The sequence below is a fragment of the Methylobacter sp. genome (assembly GCF_004322395.1).
Taxonomy (GTDB): domain Bacteria; phylum Pseudomonadota; class Gammaproteobacteria; order Methylococcales; family Methylomonadaceae; genus Methylobacter_A.
Window position 1 is genome coordinate 16,361 of sequence record NZ_SCTW01000071.1, and the last position, 26,586, is coordinate 42,946.

The window sequence follows — 26,586 nt, forward strand, 5'->3', positions numbered from 1 at the left end:
AAGTGATTATCCAGTTTTGCAACTAACCAGTTGGTTTAGCAGGCTTACCGAGTCGAAGCACCAAAACTCGTTTTAATCAAACAATATCGCGGGCGATTATTATTAACTCTAGCAGCAGCCCTCGTTAGCGTATTTGCACGTTAAACTTCGCTTTATTGAAGATTCTCCTCCCCTGAATTCGTGAGGAAAATAGCCATATTGGCTAATTTTAGCTATTTAACATTGTTCTGAGTCTGGTATAGTCAGTGCAGTATGTAGTTTCACCAATATAACTAAGTACTTCTATCTATATAAAAGGCTGCATTAATAAACAAGGAACTCAGTATGAAACGCCATGCATCCATGAATCGCGTCTATCGGCTTGTCTGGAGCCACGTCCATAAAATTTGGATTCCTGTAGCGGAAACCTCGCGGGGACGAACCAAAGGCTCCAGCCGCAAATTGTTCGCGGCAGCTTTGTCGCTGACCGCCGCCGTCGCCCAGGCCGAACCGATCGGCGGGCAAGTCGTTTCGGGTTCCGGCAGCATCGAACAGTCGGGCACTACCACCACCATTAACCAGGCCAGCCAGAACCTGTCTGTCAACTGGCAGAGCTTCAACATCGCCCCGCAGGAAACGGTCAACTTCCAGCAGCCTTCGACTAGCGCCATCGCGGTCAACCGCATTGCCGATACCAACGGCACGCAAATTCTCGGCCACCTGAACGCCAACGGCCAAGTCTACCTGATCAACCCGAACGGCATCCTGTTCGGTCAGGGCGCGCAGGTCAACGTCGGCGGCCTGGTCGCCTCCACGTTGGATATGAGCGACTCCGCCCTGAACAGCAACGAAAGGACTTTCTCAGGTTCCGGCACCGGCAGCGTCATCAATAAAGGTACCATCACTGCGGCCAATGGCGGCTCAGTCGCGCTGCTTGGCAACACTGTCAGCAATCAGGGCACGATCACCGCTCAGCTCGGCACCGTAGCATTGGGCGCCGGCAGCGCCGCGACGCTGACCTTTAATGGCAATAACCTGGTGAAGATGCAAATCGACCAAAGCGTACTGAACAGCTTGGCTGAAAATAGCCAACTGATCCAGGCCGAAGGTGGGCAGGTTATCATGTCCGCAGGTGCCCGAAGCGCCCTGCTAGCCAGTGTCGTCAATAACACCGGCGTCATCGAAGCGCGCACCGTCGAGAATCATGGCGGCGTGATTATTCTGGGCGGCGATATGGTCGTCAATACCGGCTCCCTGAACGCTTCAGGCAACAGCGGCGGCACTGTCGAGATTAGCGGCCGCAGCCTGTTGCAAGGCGGCGCGATCCATGCCGACGGCAATAGCGGCAACGGCGGCGAGATCAAACTCAATGCCGGCGGCGCGCTGATCCAGACCGATGCCGGCGAGATCACCGCGAACGGCGGCGGCACGGGCGGCAATATCGCGCTCACCGGCGGCAGCTCCGCCTTTTTATCCGGCAAAGTATCCGCCAATGGCGACAGCGGAGGCCACGTTACCGCCACCGCACCGCAACTGACCCTTGCCGCCGCCAAACTCAGCGCCGACGGCCGGAATCAAGGCGGCGCCGTGCTGGTAGGCGGCGACGCTCACGGCGCCAACCCAGATATAGCGAATGCCGACCACACCAGCGTTAATTCTTTCACGACGCTCAGCGCCCAAGGACGTCAGGGCAAAGTGGTCGTCTGGGCCGACGACGTCACCGATTTCTTTGGTAGCGCCAAAACCGGCCCCGAAGGTTTTATCGAAGTCTCCGGCAAGCAGACACTTAATTACGGCGGACAGGCCAATGCTGGCATGAATGGTAACGTGCTGTTCGACCCGACTAACCTGAATATCACCGCCAGCGCTCCCAGCCTGTTCTATCTTGATCTGGCCAACCCCAACCCGGCCGCCAATGAGAAGCATGGTAACGGCGGTGTGATGAGTCTTAGCTCCGGCAATATCGTGGTGGCATCGCAGAACGACAGCTTTGGCGGAACAGATGCTGGTGCGGTGTATTTATATAATGGTAGCACCGGTGCACTGATTTCGACGCTGGTCGGAAGTGCGTCCGGTGATTTGGTGGGCAATGGCGGTATTACCGCGCTCAGCAACGGCAACTACGTGGTGAGAAGCTACCACTGGTCCAACGGCGCAATTATGAACGTCGGCGCGGCGACCTGGGGCAACGGCCTTATCGGCACCACCGGCGTGGTATCCAGCGCCAACTCACTGGTCGGTACTACGGCCAATGATCAGGTGGGCCATGGCATTACCTCGCTCAGTAACGGCAATTATGTGGTAAGCAGCACCTACTGGAGCAACGGCGCGGCCACTGATGCCGGCGCGGTGACCTGGGGTAACGGCCTCACCGGCACTACCGGCGCGGTATCCAGCGCCAACTCGCTGGTCGGCAGCACGGCCAATGATTTGGTGAGTCTTGACGGCATTACCGCGCTCAACAACGGTAACTACGTGGTTCATAGCTCCAGCTGGGACAACGGCGCGGTCACTAATGCCGGCGCGGTGACCTGGGGCAATGGCGCCGGCGGCACCACCGGCGCAATATCCAGCGCCAACTCGCTGGTCGGTACTACGGCCAATGATCAGGTGGGCGATGGCTTTCGCCCCATTATCGCGCTGAGTAACGGCAACTACGTGGTAAGCAGCTCCAGATGGGACAACGGCGCGGTCACTGATGCCGGCGCGGTGACCTGGGGCAATGGCCTCACCGGCACCACCGGTGCGGTATCCAGCGCCAACTCGTTGGTTGGCACTACGGCCGGTGATCCTGTGGGCTTTGCAGGCATTACCGCGCTCAGTAACGGCAACTACGTGGTAAGCAGCTCCAGATGGGACAACGGCGCGGTCACTGATGCCGGCGCGGCGACCTGGGGCAATGGCCTCACCGGCACCACCGGTGCGGTATCCAGCGCCAACTCTCTGGTCGGCACTACGGCCGGTGATCAGGTGGGCCTTGGCATTACCGCGCTGAGCAACGGCAACTACGTGGTAAGCAGCTCCAGCTGGGACAACGGCGCAGCCACAGATGCCGGTGCGGTAACTTGGGGTAATGGTGCCGGCGGCACCACCGGCGCGGTATCCAGCGCCAACTCACTGGTTGGCAGCACGGCCCAGGATCGGGTGGGCCTTGGCGGCATTACCGCGCTCAGCAACGGCAACTATGTGGTGAGTAGTTACAACTGGGACAACGGCGCAACCACTGAAGCCGGTGCGGTAACTTGGGGTAATGGTGCCGGCGGCACCACCGGCGCTGTATCCAGCGCCAACTCGCTGGTCGGCAGCACGGCCCAGGATCAGGTGGGCTATTGGGGCATTACCGCGCTGAGCAACGGCAACTATGTGGTGAGTAGTTACAACTGGGACAACGGCGCGGCCACTGATGCCGGCGCGGTGACCTGGGGCAATGGCGCCGGCGGCACCACCGGCGCAGTATCCAGCGCCAACTCGCTGGTCGGCACTACGGCCAATGATCAGGTGGGCGACATTGGCGGCATTACCGAGCTGAGCAACGGCAATTATATGGTGAGTAGCTCCAACTGGGACAACGGCGCGGTCATTGACGCCGGTGCGGTGACTTGGGGCAATGGCGCCGGCGGCACCACCGGCGCAGTATCCAGCGCCAACTCGCTGGTCGGCACTACGGCCAGTGATCAGGTAGGCCTTGGCGGCATTACCGCGCTGAGCAACGGCAATTATGTGGTAAATAGTTACAACTGGGACAACGGCGCGGTCATTGATGCCGGTGCGGTGACTTGGGGCAATGGCGCCGGCGGCACCACCGGTGCGGTATCCAGCGCCAACTCGCTGGTCGGCACTACGGCCGGTGATCAAGTGGGCAATGATGTTAACACGCCGATGTACCACGGCAATACCGCGCTCAGCAACGGCAACTACGTGGTAAGTAGTTACAACTGGTCCAACGGCGCAATCATGAACGCCGGCGCAGTGACCTGGGGCAATGGCCTCACCGGCACCACCGGCGTAGTGTCCAGCGCCAACTCGCTGGTCGGCAGCAGTGCCAATGATCGGGTGGGCTATGGCGGCATTACCGCGCTCAGCAACGGCAATTATCTGGTGAGGAGTATTCTTTGGGACAATGGCGCTGCTTTCAATGCCGGCGCAGTCTGGCTTGTCGCTGATCCTTCCAATCTGGCAACGATGGTCAACAATTCTATTGGCAACACCAGCCTCAGCCCAACCGCCATTGCCGGCGCGGCGGTTACCGGCAGCACCGTGACGCTGCAAGCGAGTAATAATATTTCGGTCAATAGCGCAATCAACGTCGCGGGGCGCTTGAATCTGGTTGCAGGCAACGCGATGACGTTGAATGCCGGCATCACCTCCACCGCCACCGGCGATGCCCTGCAATTATCCGGTCTCAGTTTCACCAACAACGCCGGCGCGAATGCCCTCTCTACTCCGAACGGCCGTTGGCTGGTATGGTCCGCGAACCCTGCCAATAACACGCTAGGCGGCTTGACAGCAAACTTTACCCAGTACAGCGCCACCTATGACACCACAACGCCTTCTGGCAGCAGCAGTAGTTTTCTTTATTCTATGCCGGTAGTCACATCTCTATCAACATCAACATCAACATCAACATCAACGTCGCCTGCACCGGCTCCCGAGCCGACGCACGAACCCAACAAACCGCCTGAATCGGTGACTAATGTGACAGCCCTGCTGACGGCGAATCTTACATCGACCACAACAAACAGTCAGCCAGCCATCCTCTACAAGTCTTCTTTTTTGAATAAAGAGACGCAAGGTTCCGGCCAGAACTTTGAAGAGAGCTCATCCTCGCCTAAGTCCAATAGCGGATTAACGCAAAATAACACGATAACCATCGGTGGCAGTGACATGATCATCAATATCGTGGATGACGGCGTGAAGCTACCGGACAATAATTAAAGGCAACCTGAACAAAAAACATCATCAGGCCAAGCGGGACACCGCTGACTCTGCCCGATGTTAGCGCGAATACCGGACACTAAAACAATACCATGACATTTGATACCCGACCTCAAACCAAGCAATCATCCTTATTCCCCCGTGCTTCAGTCGGGAGCCGGCTCCTGAGTAGCGGAAGCGGCTTCAGCCACCCATCGACTATCTTGGCAGAGCGACTGAAGTCGCCCCCACAGCCTGCCCGTGGTAGTGAGCACGTCCTGAACCCATTGTTGGCGTCCCTGCTCGCGCTGGCTCCGCTGGCGGTACAGGCCGAGCCCGTCGCACCCAATTCCGGCTCGATGCTGCAACAGATCAAGCCGGTCACGCCGCCCCCGCCGTCGCCTACCGGCACCGGCCTGACCATCCAAGGCTCCAGCGCCGGTAAGCTGCCTGAGAGCGCACCGTTTGCAGTCAAGTCCATCCAAATCACCGGCAACGCCATGATCGATGTTCAAACCCTGCACACGCTGGTCGCGGACACCGAAGGCCAAAGCATCACCCTGCCGCAACTGGGCGAGCTGGCCGACCGCATCACCGCCTATTACTACGACCACGGCTATCCGCTGGCTCGGGCCTACATCCCGGCTCAGACCATCCAGTCCGGCATTGTGCGCATCGAGGTCATGGAAGCGAAGTACGGCCAAATCCAGCTCGACAACCGTAGCGGCGTTGACGATGCGCTGCTGAACGACGCCTTGGCCACGTTGCACAGTGGGCTGACCATCGGCCAGTCCGGGCTTGATCATGCCCTGTTGCTGTTGTCCGACATCCCTGGCGTTACCGCCACCTCGACCTTGAAGCCGGGCGCGGCCGTCGGCACCTCCGACCTGGTCGTGGACGCCAGCGCCGCCCCGGCGGTTACCGGCAATCTGGTCCTCGACGACTATGGTAACCGCTATACCGGAAGGCCAAGGGCCGGCGGCATAGTGAACTGGATCAACCCGCTGCACCACGGCGATGTACTGAGCTTAAGCGGCTTGACGTCCGGCAGCGACATGAACTACGGGCGGCTGGCCTACGAATCACTGGTCAACGGCCTTGGCACCCGCTTGGGCGCGGCTTATTCGGCGCTCGACTACACGCTGAGCGGATCGCTGTCGGCGCTGGAGGCGCGCGGCACCGCCCAGGTCGGCAGTGTTTGGGGCCTGCATCCGCTGGTGCGCAGCCGGGATTTCAACCTATACGGACAGATCGGGTACGACCGGATGGAGCTGCGCGACCGTGTTGACGCCAGCGACATCAAGACCTACCGCCATCTCGATAACGGCACAATCAGCGTGTCCGGCGATGCCAGGGACAGCCTGCTGTCCGGCGGCATCAATACCTGGATTTTTGGTTGGACTGGCGGGCATGTTGCCTTCGACAACGATGAGGCGCAATTTGCCGATAGAGCGACCGCAAAAACTCAAGGCCTATTCTCGAAATGGAACGCAAATTTGTCGCGGCTGCAAAGCCTGAGCCAGAAGGACGGCTTGTATCTGGCCTTCGCCGGGCAATGGGCGCAGGATAACCTGGACTCGTCGAAGAAAATGATTGTCGGCGGCCCGTACACCGTGCGCGGCTACGACATGGGCGCGGTTTCCGGCGACAGCGGCTATATCGGCACTGCCGAACTTCGGCACGATCTCAGTTCAGGCCCGTTCGGGCAATTCCAGGTGGTCGGCTTCATCGACAGCGCGCAGGTAACCATCAACCAGAATCCCTGGACCGGGGGCACCAACCGGGCCACGCTCAGCGGCGCCGGTGCCGGACTTAACTGGCTAGGCCCCAAGCTCCACTGGGTTGGCGCCAGCCAATTGAATGCACGGGCTTTCGTCGCCACCCCGGTCGGCCCGGTGCCGGAACTGGTCGGCAAGACCGACGACGTGCGGGCTTGGCTGGAAATGGGCATGAGGTTTTGAGTTGGGGTTAAGTGGTTGCCGTTTTAATCAACCCCATAGTGGTTGATCGAATAACCGGCTTACAAGCTTGACGAAGCTTAACACTATCGCAATGGCAGGCGAAGCCTGCACTCCCTTCTTAAGCCTGAAACACTAGCATTGTGTCTGTCTCTTTAGCCCATGCCCGTTTTCCCTAATAAGCACCATTGGATATACCCTATTCCGCTCACCCTCAGTTCCCTATTTCTAAAGCATCCTTTCTTATTTCGTGTCAAAATATGTTCTTATCTTAAATGTATTAGATCGAGAACTTAAGTTTGTATGAAAACTGCTATCTTGTCCCACAATCCCAAACTGTATTCGACCTCTCGGCTAGTTAAAGCCGCGGAAGCGGGGGCTATACGATACGGGTTTTGGATGTGTTGCGTTGCTATATGAATATCACTTCGCATAATCCCTCCATCCATTACCGGGGTGAAGATTTAACAGAATTCGATGCCGTTATTCCTAGAATCGTCGCTTCGGTCACTTTTTACGGGGCTGCGGTTTTAAGACAATTTGAAATGATGAAGGTTTTTTCTTTGAACAAGTTGGTAGCAATATCACGGTCAAGAGACAAATTAAGGTCAACGCAACTACTTGCCAGAAAAGGCATCGAAGTTGCCAGCAGCAAGGATATTGCCGATTTAATCATTCAATTTATTGAAAAACGCATTGAGCCATTGGAAATCTCCAAAGACAAATCCGCTGTCGGTACCAACACAAGAACCCGTACTCGCGGTAAAGGTTGACCGCGCGCCCAATTTTTTTAACACACGTAAACTTTATATATTAGGAAGGCAAATCATGTCAGATTATAAAAAATACCACTGTTTGGAATGTGAACATATTTATGATGAAGCCAAAGGAGACCCCGATAGCGGCATTGCTCCCGGAACCCGCTGGGAAGATATTCCCGACAGCTGGAATTGCCCGATATGCGGAGCGCCAAAAAGTTTTTTCAAATTGCTTGAATAATCCGACTGTTTAGCGCTTTTGAAAGTGGGGACGTCAAAAATGAAACGTAAATTTCCGACAATTACTCCATACATCGCTCTATCCGGCAAAACTGCTCAAAAACTCATTTTGGCGCTGCTGTTTTCTTGTCCGTTTAACGTATTCGCTGACAATAGTTGGAGTTATCATCAAGAAAGCGACCGGTTAACCAATCGAACCTATAGCTTTGCCTTATCGCCTCTGCCGCCTCGAGGTCTTTATGACAACATCAGACTGGAAATCGCCTGTAAGGACAATGTCTTGCAAGTGATTATCGATGCCGACGACTTAATCGCCTCGCAAGACAGCGCTTTTGATTTTGAATATCAAATCGACAAAAAACCCGCCGTTACGCTCCAAATGAAAACCTTTAAAGACTCAAAGCGCAAAGGCTATACAGAGGAATACGCCAAACGCATCGTCGATGACATATTGACCGGGCAATCCATTTTTATCCGCGTCAATACCATGATACGCGAGGTTCTGTCCGCCGCAATGCCGCTAGAAAATGCCTCTGAACCCATTAAACACGTTGTTACCGATTGTGGGCTTAACTTATCCGGTAGCGCAGCAGGAGAATCTGCTTATAGCTTAAGCCAATTCGAACAAGAGTTTGGCAAACTGCCTCCAGAGCAGCAACAGCAGGTTCTGAGTAAAATAAAACAAATTATCACGGAAACACAAAAGGCTCTTTTAATAGAGAAATGAGTATAATCGCCGACATTATCGAACGCTGACTGCTGGAAACATCACAATGAAATCGCAACCTATTTTTGATTATCCACTTTTTGCCCTGGGATTTAGAGCCTTTTTCGCCTTGGCCGGATTGGCGGCGCTAATCCTGATTGTCTTTTGGAATGCCCTGTTCAACGGCACGTTAACATCTGAGCATTACTTTCCCAATAACTACTGGCATGCGCATGAAATGCTGTTCGGTTATGCGGTAGCCGTCATTTCAGGATTTTTGTTAACGGCTGTTAAAAACTGGACCGGCAAACCGACTGTGACCGGCGACCCGCTGGCATACCTGTGTCTGTTATGGCTCTATGGGCGCATCCTGCCGTTTTATGCCGAAGAGTTACCTGACGCGTTGATTGCACTGGTGGATTTTTCATTTTTGCCGGCATTGGCTTATCAAGTCAGCAAACCTATCATTCAGGTAAAGCAGTACAGGAATATGTTTTTTATAGGACTATTACTGCTATTGGCCCTGGGCAATGGTTTAATTCATGTTGAAATGCTTGGCTTACAGGAAAACACCGCTGCAGCTGGAATCCAGCTGACCGTAGCGACTATTATCGTTTTGATTTTGATCATTGCCGGACGCGTATTTCCTTTTTTCACCGAACGGGGAATACCGGGGACGTTAATCATCAGGAATCCGTTGCTGGATAATTTGTCGGTAGCCTCAGCCGTTATCGTGTTTGCCCTGCAACTTTTCGGCGTTTCCGGAACATTGCTAGCTTTGGCCGCGATTGCTGCGGTTGCTGTCAATATCGCCAGACTATCCGGCTGGTATGTAAAACGCATCTTATATGTGCCGTTACTATGGGTACTTTATGCCGGTTACGGCTGGATAATTCTAGGATTTATGCTGACCGTATTATCGGCCTATTCCGTGATATTGCCGTCGTTAGCGCTGCATGCCTTTACATTGGGAGGAATCGGCGTACTGACCCTAGGCATGATGTCCAGGGTTTCATTAGGCCATACCGGCCGTGCTCTTAAAGCTTCCAACACAATTGCTATCGCATTTGTTTTAATTAATGTCGCCGCATTGTTTCGGGTTTTACTGCCGATAGCGATGCCAGGTTGGTACGAAAACTTGATCTATGTATCGACACTAAGCTGGTTGGCGGCGTTTTCCCTGTTTGTGTTTGTTTATGCGCCGATATTAACCAGTGCCAGAATTGACGGTCAGGAAGGTTAAATGCTGTCGAGGCTGGATGGCATTGTTGAACTGGTAACCAGTTCCCTGGTTTTATTTTCCAGTATCGGCATTTTTGTACTGACCTTGAATGCCCGTTATACCCATGCAATCAGCCGGCTCAGAGACATCTACACTGAGATGAAAGCCAGCCCAAAACCGGAAAAGCTGGAAAAAGAGCTCAATGCGATGGTGTACCGGTGCCACGTGCTCAAATGGAGTTTCGGCTTGCTGTTGTGCAGCGCGATCAGCAGCGGTGTATTTATGCTGGGCTCAATCTCTTCGCGATTTACCGATCAAATCAGCGCTGAAGTTTTGATTATATTTGTCGTGTTCAGCGTGTTGTTTATTTTCAGCTCAATGGTTTGCTTGTTTATCGATGTGTTGGCTTCTTTAAGAGCGACTATGATTCATATTGAAAGAGTGAAATAAAGTTTTTTTAAGTTAGGCTGTAACACCTATAAACATATATCGCCAAGAATTCGCTTCAGACTATCCTGCCTGAAGCCTTTCGGGTTAATGCAAATCTGTTCTAAACAGATTTATGCCGGACTCGTTAGAGCGCGTAGCGAATCCACGACTGCAAGGACAGATATTTGCTCCTACGTCACCTAAAGCGCCTACTGTTGGTGCTCTACTACACGCCATCCATAGCGTTAATACAATATCTGCATTGCTTACAATTCTAAAGTTTCACACCCTTGTGACTGGATACCGGCGTCCCTGCCAGTATGACGACTTTCCGGTTATGTTGCATATATTGGTTGCATAAAATATCAAATAGTTTGTTGTTTTATAAAATCATTTTCTTGGATACCTCAGTCTCAGCCTCAGCTTCAGACCATTTTTTGCATTTTAATATTCCCGTAACAAGTCCACCCTATACTTCGATAGCAATTATTTACTTAGATTGAAATTACTGTAAATCCTTCTATAACCTAATATGACAATTAAACAAATATCGAAGTTAGTCAGTTTGACACTTGCCATTATTATTATTGGTTTCGCGGTTGCTGTCAGTTGGTCGTTAAATCAATTAAACCAAGCTTTTGCATCGGTCGAATTTTTTGGCCAGCAAAAAGATAAAATCTTTACCCAGATCAGTCAGCCGATTTTCAGCTATTTACTCACAGGCGAAGCTACCGTACTCGGTGAAGTTGAACGAGCTGCCAATCAAATCAAAACTGAAGTTGAAGGACATACCAACCTATCAGCTTCATTACAAGCACCTTTTGTTGGACTTATCGATGAGTTGCAACAAACGACTTTGGCGGAGCTTACCGCCGCAGGTAAGCTGGCTGACCCGCAAGTGCTGCTGATAAATAATGAGAAACAGTTGTCACAGCATCTGCAAAAACTATTGTTATATGTTAAAGAAGCGCAAGGCGCTTCTCAATCGAAGAAACAGCTTTATTTGAAGTTAGTGGGTGACTCTCAGGCTGCACTAATAAACCTAGCAAGAGCACGGCAAAGTTTTTTTACCTCTCGCAAACAAATGTCGCCGGATAATATTAACCGCCCCTTACAAGAGCTGATTGCTTTGGCTGGCGAATTAAAGAACTTGCCTTTGCTCGGCGTTATGAAACAAGAATCAGCAGCCAGTGATGTTTTGAGTTTCGGTGAAGCGGAAACAAAACAGTCCGAAGACAAAGCGATTGAACCGATCAGCGAAATTCCGTCATTGCTGCAACACTATAGTAAGGATATGGAGTTAGCCTTGAGAATCGCTCAGGATAAAGTCACAGGTCAGGCAAAGGTCAATCAGCAACTCAGCAATCTACAGCAGCGGTTGCTAACGCTGGAAGCTGAACTCACCAGTGATTACCTACACTATGAGCGCTTAACACTCATTATTATAGGTGTATGTTTATTATTGATAATTTCAGCGGTATTGTTCTGTATTTTCGGTGGAGCGCGTATTTTGCGCAGGGTGTCGGGCCTGGAGTCGACCATGTCAAACATTGCGCATACCCAAGATTTATCTCTGCGAGCTGAGGCTTTGCATAATGATGAAATCGGTAGTATGGCGCAATCCTTCAATTCGATGGTTGAGCAACTGCAAGAGTCATCGAAGCTTCTCAAACAGAAGATCAATGACATTCAAACAATGCTGCAAAATATGCCGCAAGGTTTGCTAAGTTTTGATGCTCTAAACAAGATCAACCCGGAATATTCGGCTCATTTGGAAAAAATACTGGAGACCGATCAGATCGCTGGAAATGACTTAATCAATTTAATTTTTGCAGACTCTAACTTAGGTTCGGACGCAATTTCGCAAATTGCAGCCGTTGCTGGCGCTTGTGTGGGAGAGGACGCCATGAATTTCGAGTTCAACCAGCATTTGCTTGTTACTGAAATCGAGAAAGAAATGCCGGGCGGCTTGAAGAAAGCCCTTGATTTGAATTGGGCGCCGGTGGTTAATGAGATTGATGTGGTGGAGCAAATACTACTGTGTTTACGAGATGTGACTGAGTTGCGCGAATTGAGCGCTGAATCTGCCGAGCAAAAACGTCAACTAGAAATTATCGGGGAGATTTTGGCCGTCAGCCAGGAAAAATTTCACCAGTTCATCACTTCAACTAAAAACTACAAGGCAGAAATTGAAAACATAATTCGTGATAATCCGAACGGCGGTTTGGATGCAATTAACGCTATGTTTAGAAATATGCACACCATCAAAGGAAATGCCAGGACTTTTGGCTTGAAGAATTTAACCGATCTGGTTCATAGCATTGAATCGATTTATGCTGAAATGCGCCAACCCAATTCTACTGTTGAATGGGATCAAACTCGCTTGCTGGATGATCTGACGAAATTACGTCACTTGGTTGATCATTACGCCAACACCAATGAAGTCAGTCTTGGCCGCAAAGGCCCCGGCCGCAGAGGCGACGTCGAGAAATACCTTATGGTTGAGCATGAGAAAATTCAGGAAGCAATCAATTTACTGGAAAAGATCAATCATTCCAACATTCACGATTTGATCGAAGCCAAAAGAGTTGTGCGAAGAACGCTAAGGCTACTTGGAACGGAACCCCTTGATACCGTGTTCGCTTCGATTGTTGAATCGTTGCCGGCGTTGGCGCAAAGCTTGGGTAAGCAGGAACCCGAAGTTTCAATAAACAACGGGGATCTACAGCTGAAAAGCCAAGGCGTTGGCGTGATCAAAGACATTTTTACGCATCTGTTCAGAAATTGCGTCGACCATGGATTGGAAATGCCTGCCGATCGTTTGGCCAATGGCAAGCCAGCGCAAGGGCGTATTGCTGTAGCCATGGAAATAGAAGACGACCAGCTCAAAATATCCATAAAAGACGACGGCTGCGGTCTTGCCCTGAACAAAATCCGTCAAAAAGCATTGGCCAATGGCTTGATGCAGGAAAATGAAAATCTGAACGATGAGAGAATCGCTGCGCTGATTTTCCTTCCAGGGTTTTCAACAGCTGACAAACTTACCGACATCTCAGGGCGTGGTGTTGGCATGGATGCAGTTATTGGCTTCGCCAGAAAAGAAGGCGGGCATGTCAAAATTAATTTCCTGGACAACAAGGAAGGTTTTGACCATCGAGCATTTGAAACGGCTGTCTATTTTCCTGCAAATTACGCGGTGAGCATCGAAGAACAGCTAATGGCGGCAACATGAACAATGGACGAGCATGCGATTGGCTGTTTTATTCCCAATGACGACATCATTCAGTACAAACCGTCGCCTGCCATCGACAAATCGTGTTCAATAATTAATTTTTCGAAGCGCTCAAGAATTCGTTTAAGCACATCGTTTTGAACAATCCTGACAGCGCGAAAATTTACGCTTTATCAGCGCAGTCTTTGAAGAATTTTCGAACCAAATAGACTGTCTGTTTACTTCTGAGATCAATAAGTAGATCACTATGGAAAATACAATTCTAACTGCTGCATTGGGTTTTTTATTCGCGTCCGGCCTGAGTATAGCTTTGCGGCGTATCAGTAAAAAAACGCTTATAGATGTGACAGTTACACAGCAGACTGCTGCTGCAAGTTTGACAGAGCAACTCGTTACAGCCGAAGAAAAAGTAAATCGATATGAACAAGAACTGCAATTAAAAATTGCAGACATGAACTACCAATTAGAGCAGTTCAAGCTCATGGAGCAAGAAAAACATAAACTATCTGCCCAAGTGAGCCAACTTCAGCAAAATCATGAATTGAAGCTTGGTCTTTTGGAAAAAGAGATCAAAAACAAACTGAGTTCTTACGAGCAGGCGTTGGAACTAAAAAGTGAGGAATTGAATCGCCAATTTGAGCAATCGAAGTTCCTGGCACAAGAAAAAGCCGAGCTTTTTGACCAGATTGACCAGCTTCAGCAAAAACATGGCACGGAGCTTAGCCGCTTGGAAGAGCAAGGAAAGGATGAGAAGCGAGATTTACTTGAAAAAATGAATTATCTGGCAAATGAGATAAGTCAAGTTGCTAAATTTGCCGAAGTCTTCGAACGTTGGCATACCGACATGAATTCATTGATGATTCAAAATACGGAAATGCATTTGCAAAACGCCAAGTTTTCCATGATCGTTCAAGATATTGTCATCTTATCGTTTAACGCTGCGATCGAAGCGGCCCGAGCGGGCGAAAGTGGTCGCGGATTTGCCGTAGTGGCCGCTGAAGTCCGTAAACTTGCCACAGATTCGGAAAAACTTTCTAAGGATTATGGCAAGAATCTATATAAGAATGACTGGATAACTACAGCGACATTCCAGGACATACAGGCAGGAGGAAAGATGATTACATCGGCTTTGGTTGGTATTGATGTGGCCTGTAAGAATCTGATGAATAGTATAAAAATAACTGAGACCATCGAAAATGATTAGTGAGCAGGCGCAAAGTGGCTTTGATCACATTTTTAAAAAAGCGGTGCTGGGAAATATTTCATCCTCTGCCGACGATAACTGTGAAATAGAACCCGTTGATGACTTGGAAGAAGTTAATGAAAATGAATTCGTTGTTCTGACGATTTCATCGGCTTTTTTTCGATTCTTGACACTTTTTCATTTTGATAGCGATGATGATGCCACAAAAAATTATTTCTTAAGAAATTCTAACCTTGAGGTAGAAGACAACAGCGCGTTTCTCGACGCTTTTCAAGAGGTTTGTAATATTTGTTGCGGTGTGATGAACAGAGAGCTGCACAAAAGCTATCTTTTCTTGGGGATGTCAACGCCCTATATTTTATTAAGACAGTGCGTACCCTTCGTCTCAGCTCTTAACCCTGGGTATGTCAAACATTACAAAATCACTATTAATCACTCGTTAGTGCTACACGCTACTTTATGCATTTGTGACTATGACATTGTGGATTTTACAGTGAATACCAGTGCAGATGAAGACAGTACCGGAGAACTAGAACTTTTTTAACAGCGGACACTATAGGATTTAAGCATGAGTGATGAAATGCAATTAGTAAGTAAGGTTTTGGTTTTGGATAACTCTCCGGAATGTTTTATACAAATTAAGCAATTTTGCGATCAAAACGGGCTTATCGGTTTGAAGGTCACTTCTACCAATATCATGGCCATTTTGAGCGCTTACGTTGACTTGGGCGCGATTTTGTTGTCGGACAATTATTGTGAGTCGCAGGCTGATACGCTGGATTTAGCGCAACAAATACATAGAGCAAGACCCGAATTACCTATCGTACTGCGCAAAACATCAACATCCAATTTTGATGATCTGCCGGAAAAACAACGGAAACTGTTTTGCGCCACTTATACGATTGATAACATGTCACCGCTTCGGAAAGTTATCGATGAATATATTTTTAGCCTCGTTTATCCCAATGCATTGGTCAGAGGAATTTCTGAGCTTACAGTAAGCACTTTGGAAAATCTAAGCACTTTAGAGAATCGTTTTAAGCATATCAAAGTGATTACTGAAACGCCTTATATTGTCAGGGACCGGATAATCTTCGGTGAGGTATGCAGCCTGATTCCGCTGGAAAGCAGCTGGTGCCGGGGGTATATGATGTTGCAAACGGAAGAAGGCGGCATCCTTGATGTGCTTGGGTACAATGAATTAACGATGAACGAAGGCCCTGCGGCATTCAGGACAGTAAATAATATTTTGGCTGAACTAACTAATCTTCTTTGGGGAGCTTTCAAGACACATTTTATTGCAGCTGACGATCCAGGTCCCGGTTTTGCGTCAGAAGTGCCTATTGTCATCAATCATCAACATAAATACATTTCGTTTGGTTCTGAAAATCCCCATCTCTGTTTCAAATATATACTAACGGATGAGAACAATAGCCACTTTATTCCAGTTTATCAATGGTTTGCATTCAATCTATATTGGTCGCCTGAGGATTTCAAAGAAATTTATGCATCTGTTGATGATTTTGTTGATTCGGGTGAATTGGAATTATTTTAATAACTATTTGTGGAGCGTTAATTTATGGCGAAAATTTTACTCGTTGATGATTCAAACACTGTCAGAGATGAGGTGGGAGGGTTCTTGACAAAAAATGGCTTGGAAGTAATTACTGCAGTTGATGGAAAGGATGGTCTTAACAAACTTAAAGCTGATCCTGGTATCAAACTTATAGTGAGCGACGTGAATATGCCCAATATGGATGGGTTAACTATGGTTGAAAAAATTCGTAGTGAGTTGGGAAACAACGCAGTAAATGTGATTATGCTAACGACAGAGAGCAATCCGAGTATGAAAGAGCGAGGAAAAGCAGCTGGGGTCAAAGGTTGGATCGTTAAGCCATTTAAGGGTGAGAGCGTCCTTGAGACGTTTAGGAAGCTGTCAGCATAAATTATGCGAGATCGTCATGCAGAGTGTTAAGCATTCCACTTGACGTATAAAGCATCCATACATATTTTGATACGCCGTACTCGATCGATATGCGCGGGTACGGCAGTCTGTGATTCCTGCCGACAGCAGGATGTCAGTCTGTCATTATTACTTAATATGTTGTGTTTCACAGACAACCAAACTTAAATTTTATTTCTTTCGCAGCTGCTCCAATAATTGCTCGGCAAAGCCAACTTCAGGAACGGCTTGTACCGGAATATACCAATGCTGTTCGCCTGCAAACGTCATGCACTTTACCGCATCTTTCTCGGTCATTAATACCGGCCAGAAATCAGGGAACGAGATGTCGCTCCGCTGAAATTTATAATGATCCGGAAAACTGTGCGTTTTACAGGTCAAACCGGCTGACTCAAGCAGTTTAAAAAAACGGTCGGGGTTGCCTATGCCAGCCAAGGCATGACAGCCGGTTGCAATAAACTCCTGTAATGGCTTTTGCTCTTCGGTGACCAAATTGACCGCGATATTTCCGGTGATTTGCATCGAAAACTCGTTATCTTCCGATTTTTCTCCGTTCACGACGATAAAATCGACGCTTTGCAATCTTTCTCTCGGTTCGCGAAGCGGCCCTGCCGGTAGGCAATAACCGTTGCCGAAACGTCTTTCCCCGTCGATCACGGCAATCTCAATATCCCTATTCAACGCGTAATGTTGCAGACCGTCGTCGGATAAAATGACGTTACAGTCCGATTTTTCAAGCAGTAGTTGGGCGGCCTCTGCGCGCTGAGGACTTACGGCCATAGCACAGCCGGTTTGTTTGGCTATCAACATTGCTTCATCGCCGACGGTTTCCGCATTGCTGTTTGCATCAACCCATTGCGGCCATGATTCGGCTTGTCCACCGTAGCCTCTACTGATTATGCCGGGCTTAAAGCCTTCGCTTTTAAGCAGCTTGGCCAACCATATAATCAACGGCGTTTTGCCTGTACCGCCAACCGTAATATTGCCTATCACGATAACCGGAACCGGCAAGGTAAATCTTTTCAACACACCGATGCGGTACAAGAATTTCCTGAATTTAACGAAATCGCTGAATAAAAAACCTAACGGCATCAAGAACACGCCGATAAAAGGATCTTTGTACCAGATGTCCACCAGCCATCGGGATAAAGTTTTTTTCATGGCTTAGTCAGTTGGATGCAAGGTTGCAAAAGTGATGTGACTGAATCCCACTTGACCGGCAATATCCAGCGCAGTCATTACCGCTTTGTTAGGTGTTTTGTCATCGGCATTGATCACAAAAGGAATGTCCCTGGCCTGTTCTGCCAATTTGCTCAATTCCTGTTTTAAACCGGCCCTGTTTTGGTTGATTAATTGATGAGGCAAGCCGTCATCGCCTACAAGTGAGTAGACACCGTCTGCATCAATCACCAAGGAAACTGTTTTAGGGTGTTCATCAGCCGCTGCTCCTTCCGCTTCGGGAAGCTTGATATTGACTTCCGTATGCTGAGTAAAGCTTGTAGAAACCATGAAGAATAGCAACAGAACAAAAAGTACGTCGATCATTGAGATCAACGCAATATCGACATTTTCTCTTTTCTTACGTTGGAACTTCATCAGGAGGCTTTCCGGTCATCGTGCAAAATATCGACCAGCTTTAGCGCTTCCTCTTCCATGGTGACCACATATTCGTCGACCAGCCTTTCAAAATAGCGGTGGAAAATCAGGCTGGGGATGGCGACTGTCAAACCTGCTGCTGTAGTAATCAATGCCACCGAAATACCGCCCGCCAAGACCGCCGGGTTACCGGCGCCGTGCTGCAAAAGCGAGGCAAAAATATCAATCATGCCGAATACGGTACCCAATAGTCCCAGCAACGGGCTGACGGCGGCAATGGTACCCAAGGTATTGAGGAAACGTTCCAGATCATGCACGACCCTGCGACCGGCTTCTTCAATACATTCTTTCATGAATTTTCTGCCGTGATGGCTATTGGTAAGGCCGGCAGCCAAAATACAACCGAGCGGCGAGCTGCTTTTCAAATGCCGTAAGGTAATATCATCCAGCTTTTTTTCACGGGATAATCGCCATACCTGCGCAACAAGCTCTGGCGGCAAAATCCTTTTTCTACGTAAGGACCAAAAACGTTCCGCAATAATGCCCATGGCAGTAATGGAACACAGTACGATCGGCAGCATCATCCAACCACCGCTTTTTATAATTTCAAACACATTATTTCCCAAAAAATTACAAATCAGGTTAACGTAACCCGGTGCTATTTTAACCTATACCCACATTAGGGACTAGAGACAGCTCTGTTTTGAGAATTTTTACGCCCAACCCAGATATAGGCAATCATAAAAGCAATACTACAAAAAACTGCCGCCATTGAATAGACGAACTCAGCTCCGAGTGACTCCCAATATTGGCCGCTATAGTAGCTACCTATCATTCCGCCCAAACCAAAAGTCAGGCTGGCGTATAGTGCTTGGCCTTTACCCTGATGTCGAGCCCCGAAATACAAATGAACCAAGTGAATCGCTGCGACATGCGCCCCGCCAAATGTCGCGGCATGTAATAACTGGGCAAACAGCAGAAGCCAAAAATAATCGACACCCCAACCGATTACCAACCAACGCACAACCGACAGCAGTATACTAGCCAATAAAATCGCCCGCAGGGAAAAACGCTTCAACACCCGGCGCATGTAGATGAATAAAACAATTTCGGCAAAGACAGCCAACGCCCACAAGAATCCAGTCAAGCTTGCGCTGTATTGATAATGCTTAAGATAAATCGAATAAAACACATAGTAAGGCGAATGGGCAAGCTGGAGCAGCAAATAAACAATCAGGAAAGCCCATAGTTCAGCGCTTTTCATAATTTGCATAATATCGACAGTAGCTGTTTCTTGCTGCGGGGCCTGAATTGCCGGTGTCATTAAACTGACCAGCCATATCAGCGTCATCGACAGGGTGACCGCTATCGGGATTATGACGTGGGGCTGGTAATCCAACAGTTGGCCTACGCCCAAAACCGCAACGATAAAACCTATAGACCCCCACAATCTTATCCGGCTGTAACGATGCGCTTGATCTTTTAAATGATACAAGGTCACAGCTTCAAATTGCGGCAAGGTGGAATTCCAAAACATGCCGAAAGCGATCGTTATCCAGGCAAACCAAAAATAGCCTTTTGCATATAAAAAAGCGGCAAACAGCAAAGCGGTCAAAAAAGAGGTTATGCGGATAATCCGCAAATGTCTTCCGGTATAATCTGCAATCCAGCCGCATAGCATCGGAGCAACAATCCTTGTGCCGCCCAACAGCGCAAATAGTTCGCCGATTTGGACAGGGTTAAAACCGCTGTCTTTTAAATAAAGGCTCCAATAAGGGAGAAAAGTACCTAATGTTGCGAAATAAAAAAAGTAAAAACCGGACAGCCGCCAGTAAGGGATTGAAGTTGGATTATTCATCTAAACGGTGTAAGTGAAACCTTCCAGGTTTTAAAAACCTGGAAGGTTTTGCGTAACGGTTGGGTGTGTCTGTTTCCTTTGAGTTCTGGAGTCCAAATTTCCGGAAGTTCAAAGCCGGACTTATCTTAAAACAGGCAATCCCGATTGCACGTTAATGTTTTGCGCCCGATGCCGCAACAAATGATCCATAAGCACTATAGCCATCATCGCCTCGGCAATCGGCGTTGCACGGATGCCCACGCAGGGGTCATGACGGCCTTCGGTGACCACTTCAATAGCCTCGCCTTGCAGATTGATGCTTCTACCCGGCAGCCGTAGGCTTGAGGTCGGTTTTAAGGCGATACTGGCTGTAATATTCTGGCCGCTGGAAATGCCGCCCAAAATACCGCCTGCATGATTGCTTAAAAAGCCATCGGGAGTGATTTCATCGCGAAACTGTGTGCCTTTGCTGTTGATACAATCAAAACCGTCACCTATTTCCACGCCTTTTACCGCATTAATGCTCATCAAGGCATGGGCCAGATCGGCATCAAGACGATCAAAAATAGGCTCGCCTAAACCCGGCGGCACATTGGTTGCGACCACTTCAATCCTGGCGCCGATGGACTCGCCTTCTTTGCGCAACGCATCCATATACGCTTCCATTTCAGCAACTTTATCGGCATCCGGACAGAAAAAAGGATTGCTGTCGATAATCGCCCAATCGACTGTCTCGATTTTTATCGGCCCCAGCTGCGATAAATAACCGCGTATTTCTATTCCGGCTTGTTCCTTGATGTATTTTTTGGCGATGCCGCCTGCCGCAACACGCATCGCCGTTTCACGAGCCGATGAGCGCCCTCCTCCGCGATAATCCCTAGTGCCGTATTTGTGCTGATAGGTATAGTCGGCATGGCCGGGCCTGAAAGTATCGGCGATATTGGAATAATCCTTGGAGCGTTGATCGGTATTTTCGATTAATAGTCCAATCGGTGTGCCGGTGGTTTTGCCTTCAAACACGCCGGACAGGATTTTGACCTCATCGGCTTCACGCCGTTGAGTAGTGTGCCGCGAGGTGCCGGGCTTCCTGCGATCCAGGTCTTCCTGCAAATCGGCTTCGGTCAAGGCCATGCCCGGAGGGCAACCGTCAACAATGCAGCCTATCGCAGGGCCGTGGCTTTCGCCGAACGAGGTAACGGTAAATAATTTTCCTATTGAGTTTCCAGACATATCTATAAAGCCGCTAAAAATAATTCGTTATATTGACTGATCTGTTCAGCCGTCAGCAAGAATACGCCATCGCCGCCGCGCTCAAAATCCAGCCAGTAAAAAGGCACATCGGGAAAAGCGCTCTGCAATGTTTCCGCACTACTGCCCACTTCCACAATCAAAATCCCCTGCTCTGCCAGATACCGGTCGGCATCGACCAGGATGCGCAACACAATATCCAGTCCCGTGTGTCCGCCTTTAAAACCCATGTCAGGCTCGGCGCGAAATTCTGCGGGTAATTGCTCCCATTCTTCAAGACATACATAAGGCGGATTGCTGACGATGATGTCATAGCGGAATTCCGGCAACTCTTTAAACAAATCCGATTGGTAAAGTGTCAGCGCATCGTCCAACTGATGTTTCGCAACATTCATCTCCGCCACGGCTAGCGCATCGGCCGATAAATCCACCGCATCGATATCGGCGTCCGGAAACGCATAGGCACAGGCTATGGCGATGCAGGCGCTGCCGGTACACAAATCCAGAATGCGTTCGACCTGCTCTTCATCAACCCAAGGCGCAAAACGCTGTTCGATTAATTCGGCAATAGGCGATCTCGGTACCAGCACCCGCTCGTCAACATAAAACGACAGGCCTGCAAAAATGGCTTCATGCGTCAGATAGGCGACCGGTATGCGTTCGTTAATGCGTCTGTCGATCATATCGATTACAGCCTGGCGCTCAGTCAGCGTTAAAACGCTCTGTAGATACGCATCGGCCAAGTTATAAGGCTGGCGAACGGTATGTAAAACCAAAGCCGCCGCTTCATCCAGCGCAGTTGCAGAACCATGGCCGAAACACAGTTCGGCCTCGGTAAAGCGGCTGGCGGCCCAACGGATATAATCGCGAATGGTTGATAAAGTTGTTAAAACTTCGGAGGGTGTTGTTTTCATTGCTGAGCAAGGTAAGATAGATGCAATCCGGTTCGACGAAGAGGTAGATTTTAAACTAAACTTTACGGGCTTGTTTGAATATTAAATAAACGTGATTGTTCGGCATATAGAAAAACAGAATGCAGATATAGCACGGATTTGGGTAACTTCTCATTAACAACAGGTAAATTCATAAAAGCCCAATATGAGCCACACCAATAACAACTTTAGCAATACCCCTGCAAGTTTGGCTAAAAACAACCTACTAATGGATTGCTATCGGCATATGCAATCCGATGACCTGGTGTTGCCCACTATCCCGGATGTATCTTTTAAGATTCGTCGCGCCATTAATGATGAAAAATCCAACATCTCTTCAATAGCGCGTGTAGTGCAAATTGATCCGTCAATTACGGCTCGACTGATACAAATTGCCAACAGCCCTTTATATGTAGGCCGAAAAAAAATTGAAAGCTGTCCCGAGGCATTAACCCGACTGGGTTTGAAAGCAGCTCAGGACATTATTACCTCGTTTGCACTAAAGTCGGTATTCAACGCCAAATCGCCGGTTATTCGTAAAAAAATGGCGGAATTATGGACGCATAGTAGTTATATTGCATCGATCAGCGCCGTCTTAGCTCATAAAATTCCAGGCTTTGACCCGGACCGGGCAATGTTGGCCGGACTGATTCACGATATCGGTATCGTGCCTATTTTGACTTATGCCGATAATCATCCCGATATTATTGCCAACCCTAAAGACCTGGTAGAAACAGTGAGGGAATTACGCGCCGATATTGGTGTGCAGATTATACGTCGATGGGATTTCCCGGAAGATTTTGAAGACGTGGTGAGCAATGCCGAAAATTGGTTTCGTAATGACAATAAGCCATCGAGTTATGCAGATATCGTGATGATTTCGCAGTTGCACAGTTTTATCGGCAAAATTGATATAAAAAAAATACCTAAAATAAACGACCTGCCCGCTTATAAAAAACTGGCAGTTCAGTTGGATGCAGACGACAGCATTAATATACTTGATGCCGCCAAAGATGAAATCGAGCATATTCGACAAATGTTGGCTTGAAGCAATGCACTGCTAAATGGATATTAACTCGCTAATAAACACTCAAACCCTGTTAACCCCTAACAGACTGATAGAGAACAGTTTAAACCTGAAAGTTGGGCAACAGCTTGACGCAAAAATAATCAATGCCGATATACAAGCAGCGAAAAACGCTATTACTTTATCGTTAGGCGATAAAAATATTACTGTGCAAAGCAGTCAGCCTATTAAGCTAAATATTGGACAGGAGCTAAAAATCCAGGTTACTCAAGTCGCCCCTGTCATCGAATTTACAGTTCTCGATCCATTACTCAAACTAAAAAGCCAAGACGTTGAATTACGCTTAAAACTAATTTCGACCGCCAGGGATGGTGGAAGTATCGCAGCCGGTAGGGAACCGGCGCGATCGACCGCCAGGGATGGCGAAAGTATCGCAAACGGTAAGGAACCGATGCGACCAACAGTTGATGAATATGCTTCATCGCCCGTAAAACTGCTATTAAACGTAAAAATAACCGGCATCATCAACGATAAAATCCAGTTACTGGTTTTGACCGATACTCCACCAACAGCGCAATCAGGCAACAAGCAAACCGTACCGATTACTATTGACCGAACTCAACTAACTAACGCGTCTTCTGATTTAAAAGTTGGGCAAAATCTAAATCTGGAAATCTTAAAAACAGGAGCTACACCGGAATTTAAGATTATTCCTACTGCTAATATCATTCCTGAAGCAAAAATAGCCGAATTTATAAAACAATTTCTACCGAGACATGAAGCTTCACCCATTTTCTTAAATCAGTTAATAAAAGATTTGCCGGAACTATTGAAAAATAGAAGCGTTCCCCAAGCTCTAAAAGATATTGCCGTAAAAATAGTCCAAAACCTGCCGCCAAAAGAACAGTTGATCACCAGCCAAGGACTTAAGCTGGCAATTGCGAATTCAGGGTTGTTTTTTGAAGCCAAGCTGCCTGCAATGGCTCAAGCTGAATTAATTAAAGAACTACCGCAACTAATAAAAAATGAAAGCGTGCCTCAATCATTGCAACGTATTGCCGCTGAAATATTACAGAACCTGACGCAAAAAGAGCCATTGCTTAATGGCTCGGGGACTAATTCGAAGCCTATTTATGAGTCCCTAGTATTTTCACCCTCAACAGACACCGCTATGAATGCAGAAGGGAACATACCCAAAGCAGGCGCTTTTGGCGATGTCGAACTCATTACCGGGGATTTTAAAGCCAATTTACTTAAATTTATTCAAGCTTTAAAGCAAGAAATCACTCATCAAAGCGAGCAGCACTCCCTTCCAATCGATCTTGACCTGCTCAAGAACCTGCAACATAAAACTGAAAACACCGTAGCCAAGCTAGTTCTGGATCAATTGATGTCCCTACCTAAAGAGGACAACCTAAAGCAGTTATGGATTATCGACATTCCTTTCGTAGACAGACAACAGGCTGAATCGATCAGAATTGAAGTGCAGCGGGACAAGGAAAACAAACGACAATCCGATAACGGCGACTGGTCGGTTAATATCACCATTACACCTCCGGGACTAGGTACTATTCATTGCATAGTTTCCTACCGGAACGATGTTATCAACACCTTTTTCAAAAGCCAAAACATTCAAACGACTGAACTCATTAAACACAACCTTGATTATTTGAAAAAGCAACTTGAAGAATCGGGTTTAAAAACAGGACACATAGATGCTCGCGTTGAAGCTCAAAAAACGCAACCAGTGCATCCACATCAATTGACCGGAAAAAAATTGTTTGATGATAAAGCATAGGCTTATTAAGTTGGGCTACCAAACAGTAGACAGCCTAACTGCTATCATAGCTAAGGTTCATCCCCACACCCGTGGGGATGAACCCAGGTTTCAGCGCCAGAACTGTCAAAAACCATGGAAAAGTTGGCAGTTTTGCCAGAAAAAAAGCCTCAGAATTTACTAGCAGTCTTTATTATCTAAATACCTATGCTTTAGCGGTTTTTTTGCGACTATCTCAGACGCTGACTTAATATAGATATTAATTATCATGCAAGACTTACCTGAGAATCAGGAAAATCAAATTTGAAAACTTTACAGGTAATAAAATTGTTTCCGTCCATATCAATATCTTATAACTTCTTGCTTGAAAAGATTTGTGTTGATAGCTGGAAAGCGAGTGGCGTTGATTTACATATTAACAGCATTACTGTTTAATATGAGTTTGATTTCTCAACTAGTTTTGCTGTTTGAAATTTTATTCTGTCGTAGAAATAAATATTTTATGTTATGAAATATTACTTGCAAATCGTGTGTTTCTCCCTTTCTTGTCTTATTTCAACGACATGCCTAGCAGATATAGCCCTTGATGAGATTAAAGCAATGTCTTTAGAGGAGGTAATGGATTTAACAATAGAGACCTCGTCAAAACAAAAGAAAAAACAATTCAACGAATCTGCTTCAACTTATGTTATTACTCAAGAAGATATTACCCGCTCTGGAGTGACATCCCTGCCTGAAGCACTACGTTTAGCGCCCGGTGTGCATGTTGCGCGTATCAGTGCAAATCAATGGGCTATCAGTATTCACGGATTTAATGAACGTTTTTCAAATAAATTATTAGTGTTGATCGATGGCCGTTCTGTTTATTCGCCACTGTTTTCCGGGGTTTATTGGGATGCACAGGATATCCTGCTGGAAAACGTGAAACGTATCGAAGTTGTCAGAGGCTCAGGTACTGCTTTATGGGGTTCGAATGCGGTAAATGGAGTGATAAATGTTATTACCTATTCGGCTAAAGAAACTCAAGGCATCGAAACAACCGCAGGATACGGAACTGAGGAGAATGGTTTCGGTTCTCTACGATATGGCGGTGCATTGGGAGAAAAAACGCATTACCGAATATACGGCAAACATTACAAAAGGGATGACGGGGGTATCTTTAACCAACAACCTGCCCACGATGATTCATCCATGAATAGCGGTGGCATCCATATCGACTCAAACCTTACGGAAAACCAGAGTTTATTGATTACCGGTGGTGCCTATGACGGTAAAATGGGGCAGTCTGGTAATGTACCTGAGTTAAGCTCACCAACTTTCACACGTTTTATTAATGATAATGTCAGGCTAAGTGGTGAAAATATATTAGCGCGTTGGACTGATCAAGAATACGGCCATAAAAACTGGGCCTTACAAGCCTACTATGATCACACGAGCAGAGAAGACAGTGTTTTAGGCAACCAGGAAGTCAATATTGCCGATTTGGATTTCCAGCGTCACTTTGCTTGGCTGTCTAACCAGGAAATAGCCTGGGGTCTCCAGTACCGGTATGTTAATAATAAAC

General features: G+C 47.9%; 21 protein-coding genes. 15 read left to right on the plus strand and 6 right to left on the minus strand.

Annotated elements, in window-relative coordinates; genetic code table 11:
• The first annotated feature begins 324 nt into the window (after positions 1 to 324).
• The 12 genes from EPO18_RS10565 (at position 325) to EPO18_RS10620 (ending at position 16,587) form a co-directional block, all read left to right on the plus strand.
• Positions 325 to 4,914, plus strand: coding sequence for a two-partner secretion domain-containing protein (locus EPO18_RS10565; RefSeq protein WP_292433331.1), 4,590 nt, complete (start codon positions 325 to 327; stop codon positions 4,912 to 4,914).
• Positions 4,915 to 5,183: 269 nt separating this feature from the next.
• The gene (locus EPO18_RS10570; RefSeq protein ID WP_292433332.1) at positions 5,184 to 6,854 is read left to right on the plus strand and encodes a ShlB/FhaC/HecB family hemolysin secretion/activation protein; all 1,671 of its coding nucleotides are present in this window, start codon (positions 5,184 to 5,186) and stop codon (positions 6,852 to 6,854) included.
• A gap of 413 nt (positions 6,855 to 7,267) precedes the next feature.
• The gene (locus EPO18_RS20805; protein WP_472850890.1) at positions 7,268 to 7,624 is read left to right on the plus strand and encodes a hypothetical protein; all 357 of its coding nucleotides are present in this window, start codon (positions 7,268 to 7,270) and stop codon (positions 7,622 to 7,624) included.
• A 55-nt stretch (positions 7,625 to 7,679) separates the two neighbouring features.
• A complete protein-coding gene (locus EPO18_RS10580; RefSeq protein WP_292433333.1) occupies positions 7,680 to 7,850 on the plus strand; it encodes a rubredoxin in 171 nt (56 codons plus the stop codon).
• A 39-nt stretch (positions 7,851 to 7,889) separates the two neighbouring features.
• Positions 7,890 to 8,576 (plus strand): hypothetical protein, encoded by a 687-nt coding sequence (locus EPO18_RS10585; RefSeq protein WP_292433334.1) that lies wholly within the window; start codon positions 7,890 to 7,892, stop codon positions 8,574 to 8,576.
• 46 nt (positions 8,577 to 8,622) lie between these two features.
• Positions 8,623 to 9,798, plus strand: a complete 1,176-nt coding sequence (locus tag EPO18_RS10590; protein WP_292433335.1) for an NnrS family protein — start codon at positions 8,623 to 8,625, stop codon at positions 9,796 to 9,798.
• Positions 9,799 to 10,227, plus strand: coding sequence for a DUF2721 domain-containing protein (locus EPO18_RS10595; protein WP_292433336.1), 429 nt, complete (start codon positions 9,799 to 9,801; stop codon positions 10,225 to 10,227). It begins immediately after the preceding gene.
• Positions 10,228 to 10,738: 511 nt separating this feature from the next.
• Positions 10,739 to 13,438 carry an Hpt domain-containing protein gene (locus EPO18_RS10600; protein ID WP_292433337.1) on the plus strand — a complete coding sequence of 900 codons (2,700 nt, stop codon included), beginning with the start codon at positions 10,739 to 10,741 and terminating at the stop codon, positions 13,436 to 13,438.
• A gap of 247 nt (positions 13,439 to 13,685) precedes the next feature.
• Positions 13,686 to 14,642, plus strand: coding sequence for a methyl-accepting chemotaxis protein (locus tag EPO18_RS10605; protein ID WP_292433338.1), 957 nt, complete (start codon positions 13,686 to 13,688; stop codon positions 14,640 to 14,642).
• Positions 14,635 to 15,186 carry a hypothetical protein gene (locus EPO18_RS10610; protein WP_292433339.1) on the plus strand — a complete coding sequence of 184 codons (552 nt, stop codon included), beginning with the start codon at positions 14,635 to 14,637 and terminating at the stop codon, positions 15,184 to 15,186. Before EPO18_RS10605 ends, EPO18_RS10610 begins: the two co-directional genes overlap by 8 nt.
• Positions 15,187 to 15,210: 24 nt before the next feature.
• The gene (locus EPO18_RS10615) at positions 15,211 to 16,197 is read left to right on the plus strand and encodes a chemotaxis protein CheX (protein WP_292433340.1); all 987 of its coding nucleotides are present in this window, start codon (positions 15,211 to 15,213) and stop codon (positions 16,195 to 16,197) included.
• 24 nt (positions 16,198 to 16,221) lie between these two features.
• Positions 16,222 to 16,587 carry a response regulator gene (locus EPO18_RS10620; protein WP_292433341.1) on the plus strand — a complete coding sequence of 122 codons (366 nt, stop codon included), beginning with the start codon at positions 16,222 to 16,224 and terminating at the stop codon, positions 16,585 to 16,587.
• Between the two features lie 189 nt (positions 16,588 to 16,776).
• Here EPO18_RS10620 and lpxK read toward each other — a convergent pair whose 3' ends face one another.
• The 6 genes from lpxK to prmB all read right to left on the minus strand — a co-directional run bounded on the left by lpxK (position 16,777) and on the right by prmB (position 22,200).
• Positions 16,777 to 17,766, minus strand: a complete 990-nt coding sequence (gene lpxK / locus EPO18_RS10625) for a tetraacyldisaccharide 4'-kinase (protein WP_292433342.1) — start codon at positions 17,764 to 17,766, stop codon at positions 16,777 to 16,779.
• A gap of 3 nt (positions 17,767 to 17,769) precedes the next feature.
• A complete protein-coding gene (locus EPO18_RS10630; protein WP_292433343.1) occupies positions 17,770 to 18,201 on the minus strand; it encodes an ExbD/TolR family protein in 432 nt (143 codons plus the stop codon).
• A complete protein-coding gene (locus EPO18_RS10635; protein WP_292433344.1) occupies positions 18,201 to 18,815 on the minus strand; it encodes a MotA/TolQ/ExbB proton channel family protein in 615 nt (204 codons plus the stop codon). The genes EPO18_RS10630 and EPO18_RS10635 overlap by 1 nt, the downstream gene beginning before the upstream one ends.
• A gap of 65 nt (positions 18,816 to 18,880) precedes the next feature.
• Positions 18,881 to 20,059: an MFS transporter gene (locus tag EPO18_RS10640; protein ID WP_292433345.1), complete on the minus strand. Its 1,179-nt coding sequence runs from the start codon at positions 20,057 to 20,059 to the stop codon at positions 18,881 to 18,883.
• Between the two features lie 120 nt (positions 20,060 to 20,179).
• Positions 20,180 to 21,268, minus strand: coding sequence for a chorismate synthase (aroC, locus tag EPO18_RS10645; RefSeq protein WP_292433346.1), 1,089 nt, complete (start codon positions 21,266 to 21,268; stop codon positions 20,180 to 20,182).
• A gap of 2 nt (positions 21,269 to 21,270) precedes the next feature.
• Entirely contained in the window at positions 21,271 to 22,200 is a 930-nt protein-coding gene (prmB, locus tag EPO18_RS10650) for a 50S ribosomal protein L3 N(5)-glutamine methyltransferase (protein ID WP_292433347.1), read from the minus strand.
• A gap of 184 nt (positions 22,201 to 22,384) precedes the next feature.
• On the opposite strand from prmB, the gene EPO18_RS10655 reads away from it, so the two are divergent.
• The 3 genes from EPO18_RS10655 to EPO18_RS10665 form a co-directional block, all read left to right on the plus strand.
• Positions 22,385 to 23,266, plus strand: a complete 882-nt coding sequence (locus EPO18_RS10655) for an HDOD domain-containing protein (RefSeq protein ID WP_292433348.1) — start codon at positions 22,385 to 22,387, stop codon at positions 23,264 to 23,266.
• A gap of 16 nt (positions 23,267 to 23,282) precedes the next feature.
• Complete coding sequence (locus EPO18_RS10660; protein ID WP_292433349.1) at positions 23,283 to 25,043, plus strand: flagellar hook-length control protein FliK; 1,761 nt, start codon at positions 23,283 to 23,285, stop codon at positions 25,041 to 25,043.
• Positions 25,044 to 25,622: 579 nt separating this feature from the next.
• Positions 25,623 to 26,586: TonB-dependent receptor plug domain-containing protein (locus EPO18_RS10665; protein WP_292433350.1), on the plus strand; the 964-nt coding region annotated here is incomplete at its 3' end.